18 protein-coding genes are annotated in these 17483 nt (G+C 69.4%); 6 read left to right on the forward strand and 12 right to left on the reverse strand.

Features of this window, described 5'->3' with window-relative positions; all coding sequences use genetic code 11:
- The 3 genes from ACFWNN_RS33755 to ACFWNN_RS33765 form a co-directional block, all read right to left on the reverse strand.
- The coding region (locus tag ACFWNN_RS33755) for a hypothetical protein (protein ID WP_382443999.1) at positions 1-184 on the reverse strand (184 nt) is incomplete at its 3' end.
- Positions 185-222: 38 nt separating this feature from the next.
- A complete protein-coding gene (locus ACFWNN_RS33760) occupies positions 223-2079 on the reverse strand; it encodes a glycoside hydrolase family 9 protein (protein ID WP_382444000.1) in 1857 nt (618 codons plus the stop codon).
- Between the two features lie 93 nt (positions 2080-2172).
- On the reverse strand, positions 2173-3222 hold the full coding sequence (locus ACFWNN_RS33765; RefSeq protein ID WP_382444001.1) for a methionine synthase: 1050 nt from the start codon (positions 3220-3222) through the stop codon (positions 2173-2175).
- A 140-nt stretch (positions 3223-3362) separates the two neighbouring features.
- On the opposite strand from ACFWNN_RS33765, the gene ACFWNN_RS33770 reads away from it, so the two are divergent.
- The 3 genes from ACFWNN_RS33770 to paaI all read left to right on the forward strand — a co-directional run bounded on the left by ACFWNN_RS33770 (position 3363) and on the right by paaI (position 5847).
- Complete coding sequence (locus ACFWNN_RS33770; RefSeq protein ID WP_382444002.1) at positions 3363-4703, forward strand: cellulose binding domain-containing protein; 1341 nt, start codon at positions 3363-3365, stop codon at positions 4701-4703.
- Between the two features lie 31 nt (positions 4704-4734).
- Complete coding sequence (locus ACFWNN_RS33775; RefSeq protein ID WP_382444003.1) at positions 4735-5220, forward strand: SRPBCC family protein; 486 nt, start codon at positions 4735-4737, stop codon at positions 5218-5220.
- Positions 5221-5445: 225 nt separating this feature from the next.
- Entirely contained in the window at positions 5446-5847 is a 402-nt protein-coding gene (gene paaI, locus ACFWNN_RS33780; RefSeq protein WP_382444004.1) for a hydroxyphenylacetyl-CoA thioesterase PaaI, read from the forward strand.
- Here paaI and ACFWNN_RS33785 read toward each other — a convergent pair.
- A complete protein-coding gene (locus ACFWNN_RS33785) occupies positions 5771-6184 on the reverse strand; it encodes a hypothetical protein (RefSeq protein WP_382444005.1) in 414 nt (137 codons plus the stop codon). The genes paaI and ACFWNN_RS33785 overlap by 77 nt on opposite strands.
- A 38-nt stretch (positions 6185-6222) precedes the next feature.
- Positions 6223-7365 (reverse strand): hypothetical protein, encoded by a 1143-nt coding sequence (locus ACFWNN_RS33790; RefSeq protein WP_382444006.1) that lies wholly within the window; start codon positions 7363-7365, stop codon positions 6223-6225.
- 36 nt (positions 7366-7401) lie between these two features.
- Between ACFWNN_RS33790 and ACFWNN_RS33795 the strand changes: the two genes are divergently transcribed.
- Positions 7402-7905, forward strand: a complete 504-nt coding sequence (locus ACFWNN_RS33795; protein ID WP_382444007.1) for a DUF6584 family protein — start codon at positions 7402-7404, stop codon at positions 7903-7905.
- The gene (locus ACFWNN_RS33800; RefSeq protein ID WP_382444008.1) at positions 7902-8753 is read left to right on the forward strand and encodes a serine/threonine dehydratase; all 852 of its coding nucleotides are present in this window, start codon (positions 7902-7904) and stop codon (positions 8751-8753) included. The genes ACFWNN_RS33795 and ACFWNN_RS33800 overlap by 4 nt, the downstream gene beginning before the upstream one ends.
- A gap of 213 nt (positions 8754-8966) precedes the next feature.
- Here ACFWNN_RS33800 and mnmA read toward each other — a convergent pair whose 3' ends face one another.
- The 7 genes from mnmA to ACFWNN_RS33835 form a co-directional block, all read right to left on the reverse strand.
- A complete protein-coding gene (mnmA, locus tag ACFWNN_RS33805; protein ID WP_382444009.1) occupies positions 8967-10049 on the reverse strand; it encodes a tRNA 2-thiouridine(34) synthase MnmA in 1083 nt (360 codons plus the stop codon).
- Complete coding sequence (locus tag ACFWNN_RS33810; RefSeq protein ID WP_382444010.1) at positions 10046-11215, reverse strand: cysteine desulfurase family protein; 1170 nt, start codon at positions 11213-11215, stop codon at positions 10046-10048. Before ACFWNN_RS33810 ends, mnmA begins: the two co-directional genes overlap by 4 nt.
- A complete protein-coding gene (locus ACFWNN_RS33815; protein WP_382444011.1) occupies positions 11215-12558 on the reverse strand; it encodes an MFS transporter in 1344 nt (447 codons plus the stop codon). Before ACFWNN_RS33815 ends, ACFWNN_RS33810 begins: the two co-directional genes overlap by 1 nt.
- Positions 12515-13387, reverse strand: coding sequence for a lysophospholipid acyltransferase family protein (locus tag ACFWNN_RS33820; protein WP_382444012.1), 873 nt, complete (start codon positions 13385-13387; stop codon positions 12515-12517). The genes ACFWNN_RS33815 and ACFWNN_RS33820 overlap by 44 nt, the downstream gene beginning before the upstream one ends.
- Positions 13384-14157, reverse strand: a complete 774-nt coding sequence (locus ACFWNN_RS33825; protein WP_382444013.1) for a GNAT family N-acetyltransferase — start codon at positions 14155-14157, stop codon at positions 13384-13386. The genes ACFWNN_RS33820 and ACFWNN_RS33825 overlap by 4 nt, the downstream gene beginning before the upstream one ends.
- Before the next feature lie 480 nt (positions 14158-14637).
- A complete protein-coding gene (locus ACFWNN_RS33830) occupies positions 14638-15591 on the reverse strand; it encodes an electron transfer flavoprotein subunit alpha/FixB family protein (protein WP_382444014.1) in 954 nt (317 codons plus the stop codon).
- A gap of 13 nt (positions 15592-15604) precedes the next feature.
- A complete protein-coding gene (locus tag ACFWNN_RS33835) occupies positions 15605-16387 on the reverse strand; it encodes an electron transfer flavoprotein subunit beta/FixA family protein (protein WP_382444015.1) in 783 nt (260 codons plus the stop codon).
- 212 nt (positions 16388-16599) lie between these two features.
- Between ACFWNN_RS33835 and ACFWNN_RS33840 the strand changes: the two genes are divergently transcribed.
- Positions 16600-17442: a DegV family protein gene (locus ACFWNN_RS33840; protein ID WP_382444016.1), complete on the forward strand. Its 843-nt coding sequence runs from the start codon at positions 16600-16602 to the stop codon at positions 17440-17442.
- The last annotated feature ends 41 nt before the right edge of the window (positions 17443-17483 follow it).

Raw genomic sequence — 17483 nt, forward strand, 5'->3', positions numbered from 1 at the left:
CTACGCCCTTGACTTCGGCAAGCGCGGCCAAGCGGCCCTTGCACGTGACACTGGCCTGTCGGAATGCGCCTTCGGCCGGTTGCTGAATGGCCCCCACGCCGGGTACGCGGCAGAGCACGTTCGACGGCAAGGCATGCGCCGTGCCGGACATGAGCAGGACGAGAACCAGCGCGAGCCTGAGCACAAGTCCGAATTGGACACCCGGGCTCGCGCCGGCGCCACTCAGGAGGTGGCGATCAGCGAGAAGCCGAGGACGCCGGTGGCCGTGAAGTCGATGGCCGGTTCGGAGCTCGGCCACGAGCGCAGGTCGTCGGCGAACACGGACTTCGCGGAGTTGAACTCCAGCGTGTAGGGCTTGGTGCAGTCGACGGAACCCGGCGGCATCTCGCCGAGGTCGCCGAACAGCGAGGCGTCGTTCGGGCCGTTGATGACGGCGCCGACCAGCACCTTCTTGCCGCCGTTCGGGGAGCCCGACAGGTTCGCGGCCTGGTGGTGCGGGCACTCCGGGAACTTCGCGCCGACGCCGACGATCAGGGACGTGCCCCACGCGTTGGTGCCGAGGGCGAAGCCGCGCTGCTGCGTGCCGAAGGTCTGGTACTCCTTCGAGCCGGTGAGCTTCTGGTACAGCGCCGCGGTGGTGATGTACCCGAACGTGCGCGAGCCGACGTCCCAGGTCTCGACGTTGGCCGCGGTGCGGAACGGGGACGTCTGGGCGGCGTCCGCGCCCTTCTTCAGCTGCCGCTGGATGTCACCGACGATCTGCTTCTCGGTCACCTCGGCGCCCGGGATGCCCTTCTTCAGCAACGGCGCGAGGTCGGCGTGGCCCAGTGCGGAGATGTTGTAGACGTTCAGGGTGTCGGGGTCAGCCGTCGCCAGGAACTCCTTGGCCCAGTGCGTCGCGGCACGGGCGAACTGGCCGTAACGCTTGTCGTTCAACGCCTTCGCGGCCAGCGCGAGCTGCGTGGCACCGAACTCCAGGTCGTCGGTCCACGACTCTTCCGGGTAGTACGCGTGCGGGAACGCTGTCACGAGCTCGCCGACGTTCTCGGTCTTGGCCAGCGCGAACAGCTGCGCCGCCTTGTCCAGGTACGCCTTGGCGAGCCGCGGGTTCTTGCGCGCTTCGATCTGCGCGGCCAGCGCGAACGAGCCCGACACGCGGCCGACCAGGTTCGGGCTGATCTTCTCGCCGGCGACGTTCGCGCGGAACACCGGGCGGTGCTTGATGTAGTACTCGCTGTCGCCCGGCTTCACGTTCAGCTTGTCGTCGGCCTCCGGCAGGCGCCACACGTCGTGGTCGCCGACGAAGCCGAACTCCTCGGAGCCGGTGCCGATGCCGACCTGCGCGTACAGCGTGCCGGTCTTCTCGTCGAACGCCTTGTCGAGCCACTTGAGGCCGAACCGGGCCTCGTCGTACAGCGCGTCGTCGTGCTTGTTGCGCAACGCCAGCAGCATCGACGCGGTCGAGTACGACGAGGCGTGCGTGAACTTCACGAAGTCACCGGCGTCGAACCAGCCGCCTTCGAGGTCGACCTTCGCACCGGTGGGCTTCAGCGGCGCCGCGATCTGGTCGCCGCCCTCGCCCGCGAACACCGGCGCCTCGTAGACCAGGGCCTCGCGGTCGGTGAGGTGCGCGGGCTTGCGGCCGAGGCGGCCCGGGATGACGTCGGCGCCGTCGCGCTGCGCCTGGAAGAACTCGACGGTGTTGTGCGCGACCGGCGAGAACAGCTTCTTCAGCGAGTCGACCTTGAACTCCGTCGACGTCGCGGACCCGACCTTGATCCGGTACGTGCCCGACTTCTTCAGCGCGGAGAAGTCGATCGGGTGCACCGAGGTGTACTTGTCGCTCCACGACCCCGTGGAGGCACCGGTCTTGCCGGTGAGCACGGTCCGGCCGCGGCTGTCCACGACGGAGAACTTCGTGTTCGCGGCGCCGCCGAGCACGTAGGCGTGCTTCTGCTCGGAGTTGCCGAACCCGATCTGGTCCAGCCGGATGTGCCCGGCTGCCGTTTCGGCCTGTGCGGGCGTGACGATCACGCCGGTGAGCACTGCGGCCACGAGGGCCGCACGTCTGATGCGCATGGTGAGGAACTCCCGATCCAGGCCCCGGCGATGGGCCTTCGGTTAAGAAAGTTTCCTAATAGTTCGCAGCAGACTAGCCGCCCAAACCGGACATCACCAGCCCTCGGGCGGCTCCAAAAACGACGAGGAGAGGTCACGGGTCAGCGACAGGGCGCGTTTGACCCAAGTGGACGTCGCACCCGCTAGACCGCACGTCGGAGTGGGCAGCGCCTTCTCGGCGAGGATCGAGCGCGGGAAGCCGAGGCGGTCGACCAGGGTGAACGCCCGCTGCCCAACGTCCTTCAACGTCACCGGCGTGCCGGGGTCGAGGCTCGGGACCAGGCCGAGCGCGAGCGTCGTGCCCGCCTCCCAGGTCTCGCCGATCTCGTCCAGGGCCTCTGCACCCTTGATCAACGTCGCGTCGAACGCGATCGCCGTCGCGCCCGCCTCGCGCAGCAACGTCAACGGCGGGTGCGGCGCGCAGCAATGCACCATCACCTCGTGGTCGGCCAACGCCTCGATGACCGTCGCAAGGACCGCACGGGCGTCCGGCCCCGGCACCGCAGGCACGGTGCCGAGCTTCGACGGCGTCGGCAGGAGGCCCTGGAGCACGGCGGGCAGGCCCGGTTCGTCGAGCTGCACGACGACCTTCGCCCTGGTGCGCTTGGCGACCTCGGCAGCATGCTGCTTCAGGCCCTCGGCGAGCGACTCGGAGAACTCCTTGACGGCCCCGCGGTCCGTGAGCACCCGATGGCCGCGCATCAGTTCGATGTTCGACATGAGCGTCCACGGCCCGACGGCCTGCACCTTGACCGTGTCCGGCTGCGCGCCCGCACGTTCCAACGCCTCGTCGAACGCGTCGAGGTCGCCGCGCAGCAGGTCGACGGCACGCCGGTGGTCACGGCCGGCGCGCGGGTTCACGCGATAACCGGAGGTGATGACCTCGATCGCGAGGTCGACGAGCAGGCCGGCGGTGCGGCCGATCATGTCCGCGCCGACGCCCCGGCCAGGCAGCTCCGGCACGTGCGGCAGCTCCGGCAGCTCGCCGACGACGACGCGCGCCGCCTCGTCGATGTCGGTTCCGGGCAGCGATCCGATTCCAGTTGCTCCACGCACCCGCTGAATTGTTCCACTGTCCAGCGGACAAGAGAGGTCTAGACCCATTGACGCTATGGTCTAGGCCACTTACCGTGATTGAGCAGGCGCTGAACGTGCGGGCGCCTCCCTGTACGTGGTGCAGGACCGCGACGCGCCCCGTGGTCCTGCACCACTCCCTTCCTCCCCTGCCGGAAGGACACCTTCTGATGGCTCGCTTTGCCGTTTTCGCCGCCGGGGCCGCCACCGCACTGGTGGCCGGACTCGTCGCCATCGCTCCCACCGCCTCGGCCGCCGGCGAGTCCGCCGCGTTCAGCCAGGACTCCTCCTGGGGCTCCGGCTACCAGGGCAAGTTCACGATCAGCGCCGGGTCGACCGCGCTGACCGGCTGGAAGCTGGAGTTCGACCTCGTCGGCGCGACGCTCGGCTCGTTCTGGGACGCCACGGCGACCAGCAGCGGCAACCACCACACGTTCACGAACCGCGAGTACAACGGCAACGTCGGCGCGGGCGCGTCGACCAGCTTCGGTTTCCTGGTGAGCGGCTCCGCGTTGCCCACGAACTGCAAGCTCAACGGCGTTCCGTGCGGCGGTGGCGGTGGCACCACGACGACCACCACCACGACGACGACCACGACGGGCGGCCCGACCACCACCACGGGTTCCGATGTGCCGCCGACGCCCGGTAGCGCGCTCGTCGCCCCGTACATCGACATCACGATGCCGTCGCCGTCCCTGATGGACGTGGCCAACGCGACCGGCCAGAAGCACTTCACGCTCGCGTTCGCGCTGGGCTCCTCCGCAGGCTGCGACCCGGCGTGGGGCGGCACCGTGCCGTTGAACGACAGCCGCATCGTGAACGACGCACGGGCGTTGAAGGCCGCAGGCGGCAGCGTCATCGTCGCGACGGGCGGCGCCATGGGCCCGTACCTCGAACACGTCTGCACGTCCGTCGACGCGCTGTACAACGCCTACGTGAAGGTGCTCGACGCCGTGGGCTCCAACAGCATCGACGTGGACGTAGAGGCCACGATCCCCCAGGCCACGGTCAACGCGGCGCTGAAGAGGCTCCAGGACGTCCGCAAGACCACCGTCAGCTACACGATGCGCATCCAGGGCCAGGACTACGGCATGGACCCGTACTCGGTCGACGTGCTGAAGGACGCGGCCGCGAAGGGCGTCACCGTCCTGGTGAACCCGATGCTGATGAACTTCGGCTACACGGGCAACTGGGGCGACGCGATGGTCGCCGCCTCCAACGCCACCCTCGGGCAGATGCGCGCCATCTGGCCGACGAAGACCGACGCGCAGTTGAAGGCGCTGCTGGGTCTCACGCCGATGATCGGACGCAACGACACGGGCCCGACGACGACGCAGGACGACGCACGCAAGGTCCTCGCCTACGCGAAGGCCAACCACGTCGGTCGTGTCGCGTTCTGGTCCGCGGGCAGGGACAAGGGCTGCCCCGGCGGCGGCGTGTCGCCGACCTGCAGCGGGATCTCGCAGGCCAACTGGGAGTTCACGAACCTCTTCAAGACGTACACCGGCTGATCAGGCACGACGCGAAGTAGTCTGTCCGGCCATGAAGTACACCGTCTCGATCGAGATCGCCCTGCCGCGCGAGAAGGTCGTCCAGCTCATCGCCGACCCCGCGACCATGCCCCAGTGGTTGCGGGGTCTGGTCGTGCACGAACCGACGAGCGGTGTGCACGGCGAGGTCGGCACCGTGTCACGGGTCGTGCTGAACATGGGCGGCCAGGAGTTCGAGGCCACCGAGACCATCACCCGGCGCGACCCGCAGGACCTGCACGACATCCCCGCGGGCACCGTCGTGCACTTCGAGCGCGAGATCGTCGGCAAGGGCATGTGGAGCGCCACGCGCGACCGGTTCACCGAGGCCGGGCCGGAGACGACGCACTGGGAGCAGGAGAGCGAGTACCGGTTCAGCGGGCTGATGATGCGGCTGGTCGGGGCGTTGATGCCCGGCTCGTTCCGCAAGCAGTCGTTGGTGCACATGCAGGACTTCAAGGCGTTCGCGGAGCACGGAACGGACGTCCGGGACGCCTAGCGAACGAAGGCCGTTGCGGGAACCGAGGTCCCCGCAACGGCCTTCTTCACTTCATCAAGGCGCTCAGCAGGAGCTGCAGCATCCGCAGCCCGGACCCGTGCACCCGCCGCAGCAAGAACAACCACCCATCGTGACCACCTCCGATGTTGAACGATCATGCATTCGGACAGTAAGGCGACCCGAACGCTGCGTGACACCACCGCCAGGGTGATTACGCTGCCACGAATGAATGGTCCTGCTGAGATGTTGGCCGCGGACAAGGCCTCGACCGGGCTCGGCATAGCTCCGATCGAGCTGCGCGACGGCTACGCGCTGCTGCGGATGACGGTCGCGGAGAACATGATCAACGGCCACGGCATCGCGCACGGCGGGTACCTCTTCCTGCTCGCGGACACGGCGTTCGCCTGCGCCTGCAACAGGGCCGGGTCCGTCACCGTCGCCGCCACGGCCGAGATCGACTTCATCCGGCCCGTGCACGAGGGCGACGAGCTGGTGGCGGAGGCGGTGGAACGGACCCGGTTCGGCCGCAGCGGCATCTACGACATCACGGTCAGGCGTGGGACCGAGATCGTGGCTGAGTTCCGGGGGCGTTCGCGGACCCTGAAGGATCAGACGCAGCGCGCCTGAGGCCGACGAACTGGAGCACGGCGAACCCGAGGACCGCGAGGCCCTGGGCGAGCACCAGCGCGACGCCCACGTCGGTGAGCGGGAACCACTTCAGCTCGGCGGTGAGAACGCTGTCGAGCGCCCACACCGCGTTTCCGATGATGACCAGGAGAACGATCCGGCGGTCCGGAACAGCGCGGGTTCCCAACGCGAACACGCCGATTCCGTAGACCACGCAGAAAGTGCCGAGTCCGATCTGCCAGCCCACCGGCATTCCGACTTCCGGGCGGATCAGGAGCGTCAACAGGCCGAGGGCGAAGGAAGCGACACCGTCGAGTTTCAAGGCGAATTTCAACATGGCCCGACAGTGGCCGCCCGAACGCTGCCAAAGCCACGCTATGCGCTGCCAACTCCTGCCATCAGGTCCGCCGCGACCAGGCGTGCGGCGGCGTTCTGCCAGTTGTGGAGGGTGCGCTCGGGCACCTGCGTCACGAACCACTGCAGGGCGCGGCGATCCTCGGCGTCGAGGTCCTCGCGCTTGGTCCGGACCGAGTACGGCCTGATTCCCTTGACGTAGTAGAAGTACACGGCGTTGTAGTAACGCCATTCGTCGCTGGTGCCGAAATCGCCGTCGACGGGCTTGAGGCGTTGAATGCTCGCGAGCAGCATGCTTTTGAGTTGCGCGGCCCGGTCCAACGGCGGTCCGTCGTCGGTCAACGCGATCAACGGGCTCGCGACGAGCTTTCCGAGATCGCCGTAATGGCTCAACGCCTTGCGGGTGAGCTTGGCGAACTCCGCCTCGTCCTCGGTGACCAGCGGCAGCCGCTTGGGCAACGACTCGGCGGCCTCGCGCAACGAGGCACGTTCGGCGGCGACGGCCGGCACGGCGAGGCGGTCGACCACCGACGCCAGCGGGTTCGCGAGCACCTGGACGGCGATCGCGGCCGCCACGGTCGTGAACACGAGCAGGTCCGGACCGCCGAAGAAGATCACCTGCGACCCGAACAGCACCGCCGTGAAGCCCGCGATCACCAGCGAACGCAGCATGTCCGCGCGGATCGCCTCGCCCTCCTCCACGGCGTCGGTGACGGCGACCAGCACGCCGAACACCACGACATCGATGCCGAGCGACGGCAGCGTGATGGCGTCGGGCAGCAGACCCAGCAGGAAGGCGCCCGCCGACAGCCCGAACATCACCCCAACGAGTGAAAAGTAAGCACGTTTTCTTATGGCTAGGACCGTGACTGTGGCCAAAGGAAGCAATACGACCCATGGGACGAAGAACGAGGCGGCGAAGAACGGCAGGACCGCCGCGAGCCACCACCTGATCAACTCGGGGCGGGCGAGCAACACGATCGCACCCGTCCAGGCGAGCGCCGGCACCCCGATGACCACGGGATGTGGCACGACGACGGCGGCCGAATAGCCGATCATGCCCGCGCCGGCCCACCACAGCAGCGGCTTGCGGGGGTCGCGGGCGAGCAGGTACAGACCCAGCCACCAGGCGAGGCCGGAGACCAGCAGCGATAGGCCGAACACGGGTCAACGCTAGCCCTACCTGCAAAACTAATCTTCATGCCGGTAGAGCTGACGCTCCACAAAGCGGCCGAGGAGATGCGACGAGGCGACCTCGCCAGCGTGCTTCGCGCACGTCAACGCATCGCCGGGCTCGTCGGCACCTACCCGCGGCGGCTCGACCTCCGCGAACGCCTGGGCGAGGTCTACCGGGTCCTCGGCCAGCCCGCGCAGGCCGGCCGGTGGACGTACCTCGCGGAGGACCGCGACCCGGCCGAGCTGGAGGCGTTCGAACGCGCCTACCGCCGTGCCGAGGCCCGCCTGGTCGCGCTCTCCTGGCAGGGCCGCGTCGACGAGGCCCCGACCGAGACGGCCCGCACGCGCCTCGCTGCCCTCTACTCCGAGGCGCGGCTGGAGATCCAGCACGAGCTCGACACCACCCCGAACGAGGAGACGTCCTGGGGCGCCTGCCTGATCGTGATGGCGGGCGGCACGTTCTTCCTGGTGTGTTTCCTGCTGGGCATCGTGACTCTCGTCCAGTTCTTGTGGAAGCTGGTGTCATGAGAACGTTGTCGCAGTACGTCCGCCGCACCCCGATCATGCGCGTCGCAGTGGACGGCCGCCCGCTCGTGCTCAAGCTGGAGCACCTGCAGCTCACCGGCTCCTTCAAGCTCCGCGGCGCCGTCAACACCCTGCTGTCGCTGAACGCCTCCGAGGTCGTCACGGCGTCCGGCGGCAACCACGGCATCGCGGTGGCCCAGGCCGCCCAGCTGCTGGGCGCGCACGCCACCGTCTTCGTCCCGGTGACGGCCCCCGAGACGAAGACGCGGCGCATCGAAGCGTTGGGCGCCAAGCTGATCCGGCACGGCGCCACCTACGCCGAGGCCGCGACGGCCGCCCGCGAGCTCGACCTGCCCTACATCGAGGCCTACAACGCCCTGCCCGTCATCGAGGGCCAGGCCACGGTCACGCAGGAGATCGTCGAGGACGCCCCGGACGTCGACACGATCTTCGTGGCCGTGGGCGGAGGCGGTCTCGTGGCGGGCGCGGCGCTGGCATCCGGCGGCCGGCACATCGTCGCCGTGGAACCCGAGAACTGCTGCGCCATGTACAACGCGCTGGCGGCCGGCGAGCCCGTGGACTCCGTCGTGAACTCGATCGCCGCCGACGCCCTGGGCGCCACCCGCGCGGGCTCGTTGTCGCTGGAAATCCTCCAGCGCAACAACGTTTCCTCGAAGCTGGTCACCGACGAGGAGATCCTCGCCGCCCGCGACCGTCTCTGGGAGGAGTTCCGGATCGCGGTCGAACCGGCGGGCGCGGCGGCGTTCGCGTCGTTCCTCAGGGGCGACGTGACGACTGAGCTGCCCTGCGTGCTCCTGTGCGGAGCGAACTCGGAGTGGCGTCCCAGCTAGAGCGGCGGAACCGGCGCGCGCCGAGCCTGCGCAACGGCGACACCACCCACACCGGCATCTCGTCGCGACGGGCCTGACCGTTCAGCTTCCGCCGGTCGGCAGGGCTGACGAAGCACCGAAACGCGGTGCGAGCCCGCGCGGCGAGGTCGAACTCCGTGTCAATGAACGTCACGCAGCGAACGCTAGATCCGCTTTCGGTGTCCTACAACCGAATTAGCTGGTCGCGTCGATCGTCGCGCTGGCCAGCACGATGTCGCCCGCCGCGTCCTCGCGGTAGATCGCGACGGCCTGACCGGGCGCCACGCCCTTCAACGGCTCCCGCAGCTGCACCTGCAACACCCCGTCGACCAGCTCGGCGACGGCCGGGGCCGTGCCGCCGTGCGCGCGCACCTGGGCGACGCACTCGACAGGGCCCTCGATCGCCACGTGAGCGACCGGCGAGGAAGCGGAAATCCCCGTCACCGCGAGCTTTTCGACCGCGCCGACCCGGACGTTGCCGGACACCGGCTCCAGCGACAGCACGTACCGCGGGCGGCCGTCGGGCGCCGGGCCGTCGATGCCCAGGCCCTTGCGCTGTCCCACGGTGAACTCGTGCACGCCCGCGTGCCGGCCCAGCACCGCACCGGTGGCGTCGTCGATCAGCAGGCCCGGCTTGGTCTCCATGCGACCGGCCAGGAACTTCTGCGTGTCGCCGTCCGGGATGAAGCAGATGTCGTGGCTGTCCGGCTTCTTGGCCACGGACAGGCCGCGCGACGAGGCCTCGACGCGCACGTCGTCCTTCGTCGTGTCGCCCAGCGGGAACATCGCGTGCGAGAGCTGCTCGGCCGTCAGCGACGCCAGCACGTACGACTGGTCCTTGCCCAGGTCGGCGGACCGACGCAGCTCGGGACGGCCGTCGAGGATCTCCAGCCGCGCGTAGTGGCCGGTGCAGACGGCGTCGAAACCGAGCGCGATCGCCTTGTCCAGCAACGCCTCGAACTTGATGCGCTCGTTGCAGCGCAGGCACGGGTTCGGGGTGCGGCCCGCCGCGTACTCGGCGACGAAGTCCTCGACGACCTCTTCGGTGAAGCGCTCGGCGAAGTCCCAGACGTAGAACGGGATGCCCATCAGGTCGGCGGCCCGGCGGGCGTCGTGGGCGTCTTCGATCGTGCAGCAGCCACGGGCGCCCGTGCGCAGGGTGCCGGGCTTGGCCGACAACGCGAGGTGCACGCCCGTGACGTCGTGTCCCGCTTCGACGGCGCGCGCCGCCGCCACCGCGGAATCGACACCACCGCTCATCGCCGCGAGGACCTTCACTGCTTGACCACCTTCCGGGAACGCCTCATACCTGCCAGACCCGCCGTGCGGGCCCTCTCCACCACCGGTCCGATGACCGACACCAGCTTGTCAACGTCCGCACGCGTCGACGTATGCCCGAGCGAGAACCTCAGCGAGCCTCGGGCCAGTGACGGTTCGACGCCCATCGCCAGCAGCACGTGCGACGGTTGCGCGACTCCGGCCGTGCAGGCGGAGCCGGTCGAGCACTCGACGCCGCGCGCGTCCAGCAGCATCAGGAGGCTGTCGCCCTCGCAGCCCGGGAACGTCAGGTGCGCGTTGCCGGGCAGGCGGTGCACCGGGTCGCCGTTCACGATCACGTCCGGCACGACCGCGCGCACGGACGCGATCAGCTCGTCGCGCAGGGCGGCGATCTCCACCGCGCGGGAAGCCTGCTCCTCCACGGAGATCCGCACCGCGCGCGCCAGACCCACGATCGACGGGACGTCCAGCGTGCCGGAGCGCACGTCACGTTCCTGGCCGCCGCCGTGCATCAACGGTGTGGCCTTCACGTCCCGCGCCAGCAGCAGCACACCCACGCCGTAGGGGCCGCCGACCTTGTGGCCCGTCATCGTCAACGCCGAAGCGCCCGACTCGGCGAAGGACACGGGTACCGCGCCCACGGCCTGTACCGCGTCCGTGTGGAACGGCACGCCGCGCTCGGCGCACACGGCGGCGATGTCGTGCACGGGGTTGATGGTGCCGACCTCGTTGTTCGCCCACATCGTGGTGACGAGGGCGACGTCGTCGTCCAGGGCTTCCTCGACCGACGCGGCGGACACGCGGCCGAAGTGGTCGGTGGGCAGCCAGGTGACCTCGGCGCCCTGCTGCTCCAGCCACTCGACGGCGTCCAGCACGGCGTGGTGCTCGACGGCGGAGGCCAGCACGCGCCGGCGGCCGCTCGCCCAGTAGATCCCCTTGACGGCGAGGTTGTCGCTCTCCGTGCCGCCGCCGGTGAAGAGCACCTCGGACGGCCGGGCGCCCAGGGCGTCGGCGATGTTCTCGCGGGCCTCCTCGACCGCCCGGCGGGCCCGCCTGCCGGAGGTGTGCAGCGACGAGGCGTTGCCCGTGGTGGACAACGCCTCGGTCATGGCCGCGACCGCCTGCGGGTGCATGGGGGTCGTGGCCGCGTGGTCGAGATAAGCCATCAGGGCTCAAGGGTAGCCCGCATGCGGGGCCCGGTCAGAATCGCTCCCACCACCGCCAACGCCGCCATCGCCAGGTTGAGCACCACCACGCCCGCGGTCGGCGCCGTCGCCAGGACGAGCACGCCGCCGAGTCCGATCATGGTCGCCGAGAAGAGCATGTCCGAGATCTGCAGCGCCGCGGAGTTGAAACCCCGGTCGGCCTCGGGCGATGCGGCCATCATCAGCACGCCGACGCTGGACGTCGCCATGCCCATGCCCGCTCCCGCGACGGCCCACAGCACCGGTGTGAGGAAGGCTGGCCCCCAAGTGGGTGCGATGAGCGTCACGGCCGCGATGCCCGTCGCCGTGAAGAGGAAACCGACCCGGACGAGCGTGTAGCGCTCGATCTCGGGGTGCCGGGACGCCCACATCGACGCGCCCGCCCAGCCGAGCGCGCTCAGCGTGAGCGGGACGCCCGCCTCCAGCGGCGAGTAGCCGTGCACGACGGTCAGCGTCAGCGGGATGAAGCCCTCGACGGCGAAGAACGTGCCCGCGAGCAGGCCGCGCGCGAGGATCGTGACGGGCAGGCCGCGCCGCGCGATGAGCGTGCCCTTCGGCAGCAGGATGCGCAGTGCGGGCGCCAGCAGCAGCAACGACGCCGCGAGCATCCACCACGTGCGGTGCTGCAACGACCAGCTCAGGCCCGCCACGCCCAGACCGACGGCCACGGCGGCGAGAGGCAGGTACTTGCGCGTAGGCGGCGTCTCGGCGTGCGGAGGCAACGACCTGAGCACCGGAACGAGCAGCACGCTGCCGATGAGCACCAACGGCACGATGGCGAGGAACACCAGCCGCCACGTGAGGTGTTCCGTCGCCCAGCCCGCGACCGCCGGCCCCACCAGTGACGGCACGACCCACGCCGCGGACAGCGCGCCGAACACGGCCGGCCGGGTGTCCTCGGGGTAGGCGACCGCGATCACGACGTAGATCGCGACGATCAGGAACCCGGCGCCGAAGCCCTGCAACACGCGGCCCGCGAGCAGCACGGTCATGGTCTCGGCGATGCCCGCGACCACGAGCCCGATGAGGAACAGCACCACGCCGATCAGGACCGCGGGCTTGGGTCCGTGCCGGTCAGAGAGCCGTCCGGAGAAGACCGTCGCCATGACGCTCGCCGCGAGGTTCGCGAGGAACGGCCACGCGTACAGCGCCTCGCCGTGCAGCTCGCGGACCATGGTGGGCATCGCCGTGCCGACCCCCATCGCCTCGAAGGCGAGAAGGGTGACCAGCAGCAGGATGCCCGTCGTGGGCCAGCGGCGTTCAGGCGACCAGAGGCGTGATGAGGCGGGCGCGGTGAGAGTCACCTGTAGATGGTGCAATCTCCAGTTCGGTCGAGGTCAAGCGGTTTGATTGCTCTTCGGCAAGTTTCGCCAGCTCGCGCCGCGTGGCGGCCCGGCCGGGAGCGATCTCGTCCAGCACGTGGACCTCGACGACCAGATCGCGGACCTTCAGCACCCGGCGGATCGAGTCGACCAGGGTGTCGCCGCCGATGAACGCGGGCTGCGTCGTCAGGTGGTCGCCGATCCGGTAGCGCAGCACGATCGGCCGCACCGGCACGCCGGCGTCCAGCGCGGCCTGGAACAGCGCCGGCTTGTAGTGGCCGGACGCGAGCCCGCACCACGTGGTGCCCTCGGCGTGGATGCCGACGGCACTGCCGCCGCGCAACGTCTCCGCGAGCTCGTCGACCGTCCGCGGCAGCTCGCGCAGCTTCTCGCGGTCGAGGTAGACCGTGCCCGCCGCGGTGATGATCGGGCCGAGCACGGGCCAGCTCTTGATGTCCTTCTTGGCGACGAGCTTGATGGGCTGCACCGAGTCGATCGCGAGCTCGTCGAGCCACGACACGTGGTTGCTCGCGACCAGCACCCCGCGCTTCGGCACCGCCTGGAACCTCCGCGCGCCGTGCACCTCGAGCCTCACGCCGAACGCCCGCAGCACGGCGTGGAACCACAGGCGCACAACGCTTTCCCGCTGCTTGCTGGGCAACAGCAACGCAAGCGCGATCCACGCGCCGCACAGGATCGCGGTGACCGCCGTGACCGCGCGCCAGGTCTGCCGGAACTTCCCGACCTCCCCCGGCGCGTGGCCGACACACCCGTCACCACACGGCGACTTGGGCATCCAGGCGTGGCTCATGACGTCTCCCCCAGGAAGAACTTCAGATAGCGCTGGTCCACGTGGTCCATGCCGAGCAGGATGAAGAGGTCGGCGACGCCGAAGTCCGCGTCGAGCGCGGGCCGTCCGCAGATCTTGGCGCCGAGCCGCAGGTAGCCCTTGAGCAGCGGCGGCACGACGGTCTTCGCCGGCCGTGCAACGGCGTCGACGTCCCACGGGTTGTGCGGCGTGACGCGGTACTGCTCGGGCGCGTAGTGCTTGGCGTGCACCGTGTCCCACACACCGGCGGCGAAGCTGCCACCGTCCTGCAACGGGATCGAGGCGCACCCGACGAGCCACTTGTGGCCGCTCAGCAGCATGTAGCGGGCGATGCCGGCCCACACGAGGCTGACGACGGCGCCGTTGCGGTGGTCGGGGTGCACGCAGGAGCGGCCGGTCTCGACCGTGGAGCTGCGGATGTCGTTCAGATTGGTGAGGTCGAACTCGCCGTCGCTGTAGAGGCGCCCGGCCTCCCTGGCGCGCTCCGGCGGCAGCATCCGGTAGCCGCCGACGATCTCGCCCGTGCGGTCGTCGCGGACCACCAGGTGGTCGCAGTGCGCGTCGAACTCGTCGACGTCGTGGCCGGGCACGCTGGTGTGCAGCGTCGCCCCCATCTCACCGGCGAACACCTCGTAGCGCAGTCTCTGCGCGGCGACGACTTCCGCGCCGTCACGGGCGACGAGGAGGGAGTAGCGAGGGGCGTCCCCGTCCTGCTGGACAGGGGTGCTGACAAGCAGTTCCGGCTGCGTCATGCGAACCAGGGTGAAGCCGGGTTGGCGAATGACAGCAGGTCAGAACGATGACCGGTCAGTGGCAGGTGGGTTAACCCCTGGTAGTCCGCGCCACCTGCCGGGTGATGTGGGGCGATTCCGGTTGCGAGACGGTCACGACAGCCGCGCTCCGGCCTGTTCCAGCACATCATGCGCGCCGCCTGAAGCGGCGGTCGAGCTCGGTGCAGGTGCCGAACGTGCGGCAGGCCGAGCACCACCGGAGCAGGAACGTCCGCTCGTAGGACGGGGACTCGGGAGAGTGGAACCGGTAGCGGCGCAGGTACTCGCGGATCTCTCCGGAGCAGCCGCTCGGTTCGCCGTCAGGCGAGACGTGCAGCCGCTGGACTTTCCTTCACTGGTACTGGAGCCAGTAGCGCTCTTCGGTCATGCCACCGAGCTTAACGGCGAACGGCCGCCCCCATCGAGGTGGGACGGCCGTTCGGTCCGTGAGCTGAGAGGTGCTCAGCCCTTGCGCTTCTTGACCTCTTCGGTCAGCTGCGGTGCGACGTTGAACAGGTCGCCCACCACGCCGAAGTCGGCGATCTCGAAGATCGGGGCCTCGGGGTCCTTGTTGACCGCGACGATCGTCTTCGAGGTCTGCATGCCCGCGCGGTGCTGGATCGCACCGGAGATGCCCAGCGCCACGTACAGCTGCGGCGAGACCGTCTTGCCGGTCTGGCCCACCTGGAACTGGTGCGGGTAGTAGCCGGAGTCGACGGCGGCGCGCGAGGCACCGACGGCGGCACCCAGCGAGTCCGCGAGCTCCTCCACGGTCGAGAACTTCTCGGCCGAGCCGACGCCGCGGCCACCCGAGACGACGACCGAGGCCTCGGTCAGCTCCGGGCGGTCGCCACCGACGACGGCCTCGCGGGAGGTGACGCGGGCGGACTTGGCGGCGTCCACGGAGATGGAGACCGACTCGTCCAGCGCGGCGTCCGCGGCCGACTCCTCGGCCTCGACGCCGCCGGGGCGCACGGTGATGACCGGGGTGCCGGTGCCCACCTTGGCCTTGACGACGAACGCGCCACCGAAGATGGACTGCACGCCGGTGCCGTCCGCCTCGATGTCGACGACGTCCACGAGCAGACCGGCGCCGAGGCGCACGGCGAGACGGCCCGCGACCTCCTTGCCCTCGATCGTCGCGGAGACGAGCACCGCGGACGCGTTCGGGGCGAGGGCGGCGAGAGCGTCGACCTTCGGCGTCACCAGGAAGTTGGCGGCGTCGTCGGACTCGATTGCGTAGACCTTCGCGGCGCCGTACTTGCCGAGCGACTCACGGATCTTCGCCGCGGTGCCGGCGGCACCCACGACCACTGCGGACGGGGTGCCCAGGCGACGCGCGGCCGTCAGCAGCTCGTAGCTGACCTTCTTGACCTCGCCGTCGACGTGGTCGACGAGAACCAGTACCTCAGACATGTCTTCCCCTCCCTCAGATGAGCTTCTGGCCGACGAGGAACTCGGCGATCTTGGTACCGCCGTCGCCACCGTCCTCGACGCGTTCGCCGGCGCCGCGCGGCGGCTTCGGGGCCGCCTCCAGCACCTGGGTCCACGCGCCGGACAGGCCGACCTCGGAGGCGTCGATGCCCAGGTCCGCCACAGTGATCGTGGAGACGGGCTTCTTCTTCGCGGCCATGATGCCCTTGAAGGACGGGTACCGCGGCTCGTTGATCTTCTCCGTCACGGAGACGACGGCCGGGAGCGAGGCCTCGAGGAACGCGACGCCCTCGTCGGTCTCGCGCTCGCCCTTGATCGTCGTGCCCTCGACGGTGACCTTGCGCAGCTGGGTGACCTGCGGCAGGCCGAGCAGCTCGGCGAGGATGGCCGGGACAGCGCCCGCGCGGCCGTCGGTCGCCTCGTTGCCCGCGATGACCAGGTCGACGTTCTCGACCGTGCCGATCGCCTTCGCGAGGACCTTCGCCGTCGCCAGCACGTCCGAACCGTGCAACGCCTCGTCGTTGACGTGGATCGCCTTGTCGGCACCCATCGACAGCGCCTTGCGGATGGCGTCGGTGGCGCGGTCGGGACCCATCGCGATCACGGTCACCTCGCCGCCGTGGGCTTCCTGCAGTTGCAGGGCCTCTTCGACGGCGCGCTCGTTGATCTCGTCGAGCACGGCATCCGCGGACTCGCGGTCAAGGGTGTGGTCGGCGTCGGTGAGCTTGCGCTCGGACCAGGTGTCAGGCACCTGCTTGACCAGGACAACAATGTTCATAGGTCCTCTTCGACCTCCAGCAGACGGGCGACGCTTGCACAGAGGACTCTAGAACTGCGTCGCCGGGTGTTCAGGACCCTGCCATCACCCGGATGTTACCCGCCAGTAGCACCCCTGCAAACAGGAGCAAGCACCCGGCTAGCGTGACAGTTATCACCCGTTAACGCCACCAACTGAGACTTAACCCATTCGAGGGACTAGGCTGCGCTGACATGTACCGGCGAGTAGCGATCGTGACAGACTCCACGGCTTGTCTCCCGGCTCAGCTGACTGACCGTCTCGGCATCGAAGTGGTGCAGATCCAGGTGCGGATCGGCGACCACACCGACGACGAGTCCCGCATCCCGGTCCCCGACCTGGTCTCGGCCATGCGCTCGAACGTGCCCGTGGCGACGATCCCCCCGGATCCGAACGCGTTCTTCTGGACGTACAACGAACTTGCGGCGCAGGGCGTTCGCTCGATCGTGTCCGTGCACGTGTCGAGCCGCCAGTCCGCGACGGTGGAGGCGGCCCGCGAGGCCGCTGCCAAGGTCCGCGTGCCCGTGCACGTGATCGACACGCACACGTGCGGGATGAGCATCGGCTACGCCGTCCAGGCCGCAGCGAAGGTGGCCGAGGCGGGCCAGAGCGTGGAGAAGGTGCTCGCGACCGCCCAGGCCCGTTTCGACAGGTCCACCGAGCTGATCTACGTGGACACCCTGGAGTACCTGCGCCGGGGCGGCCGCATCGGCGCGGCGGCCGCGATGGTCGGCGGCATGCTGTCCATGAAGCCGCTGCTGACCATGGCCGACGGCCAGATCACCCCGCTGGACAAGGTGATCGGCGCCGACCGCGCGCTCAACCGCATGATCGACATCGCGATCAAGCGCGCGGGCACCGACACCGTCGACGTGGCCGTGGAGCACTTCGACGCCGAGGAGAAGGCCTCGCGCCTGCTCCGCACGTTGCGCCGCAAGGTCCCCAACGTCCGCCAGTTCATGCTGACCCAGGTCAGCTCGGCCATCGGAGCCCACGTGGGCCCCGGCGCGCTGGGCATCACAGTTTCGCCGGTGTGACCTTCGGGAACTCCTGAGGCGGTTTCGTCCGTTGAAATGGA

The organism is Lentzea sp. NPDC058450, assembly GCF_042721395.1.
Classification (GTDB): Bacteria; Actinomycetota; Actinomycetes; order Mycobacteriales; family Pseudonocardiaceae; genus Lentzea.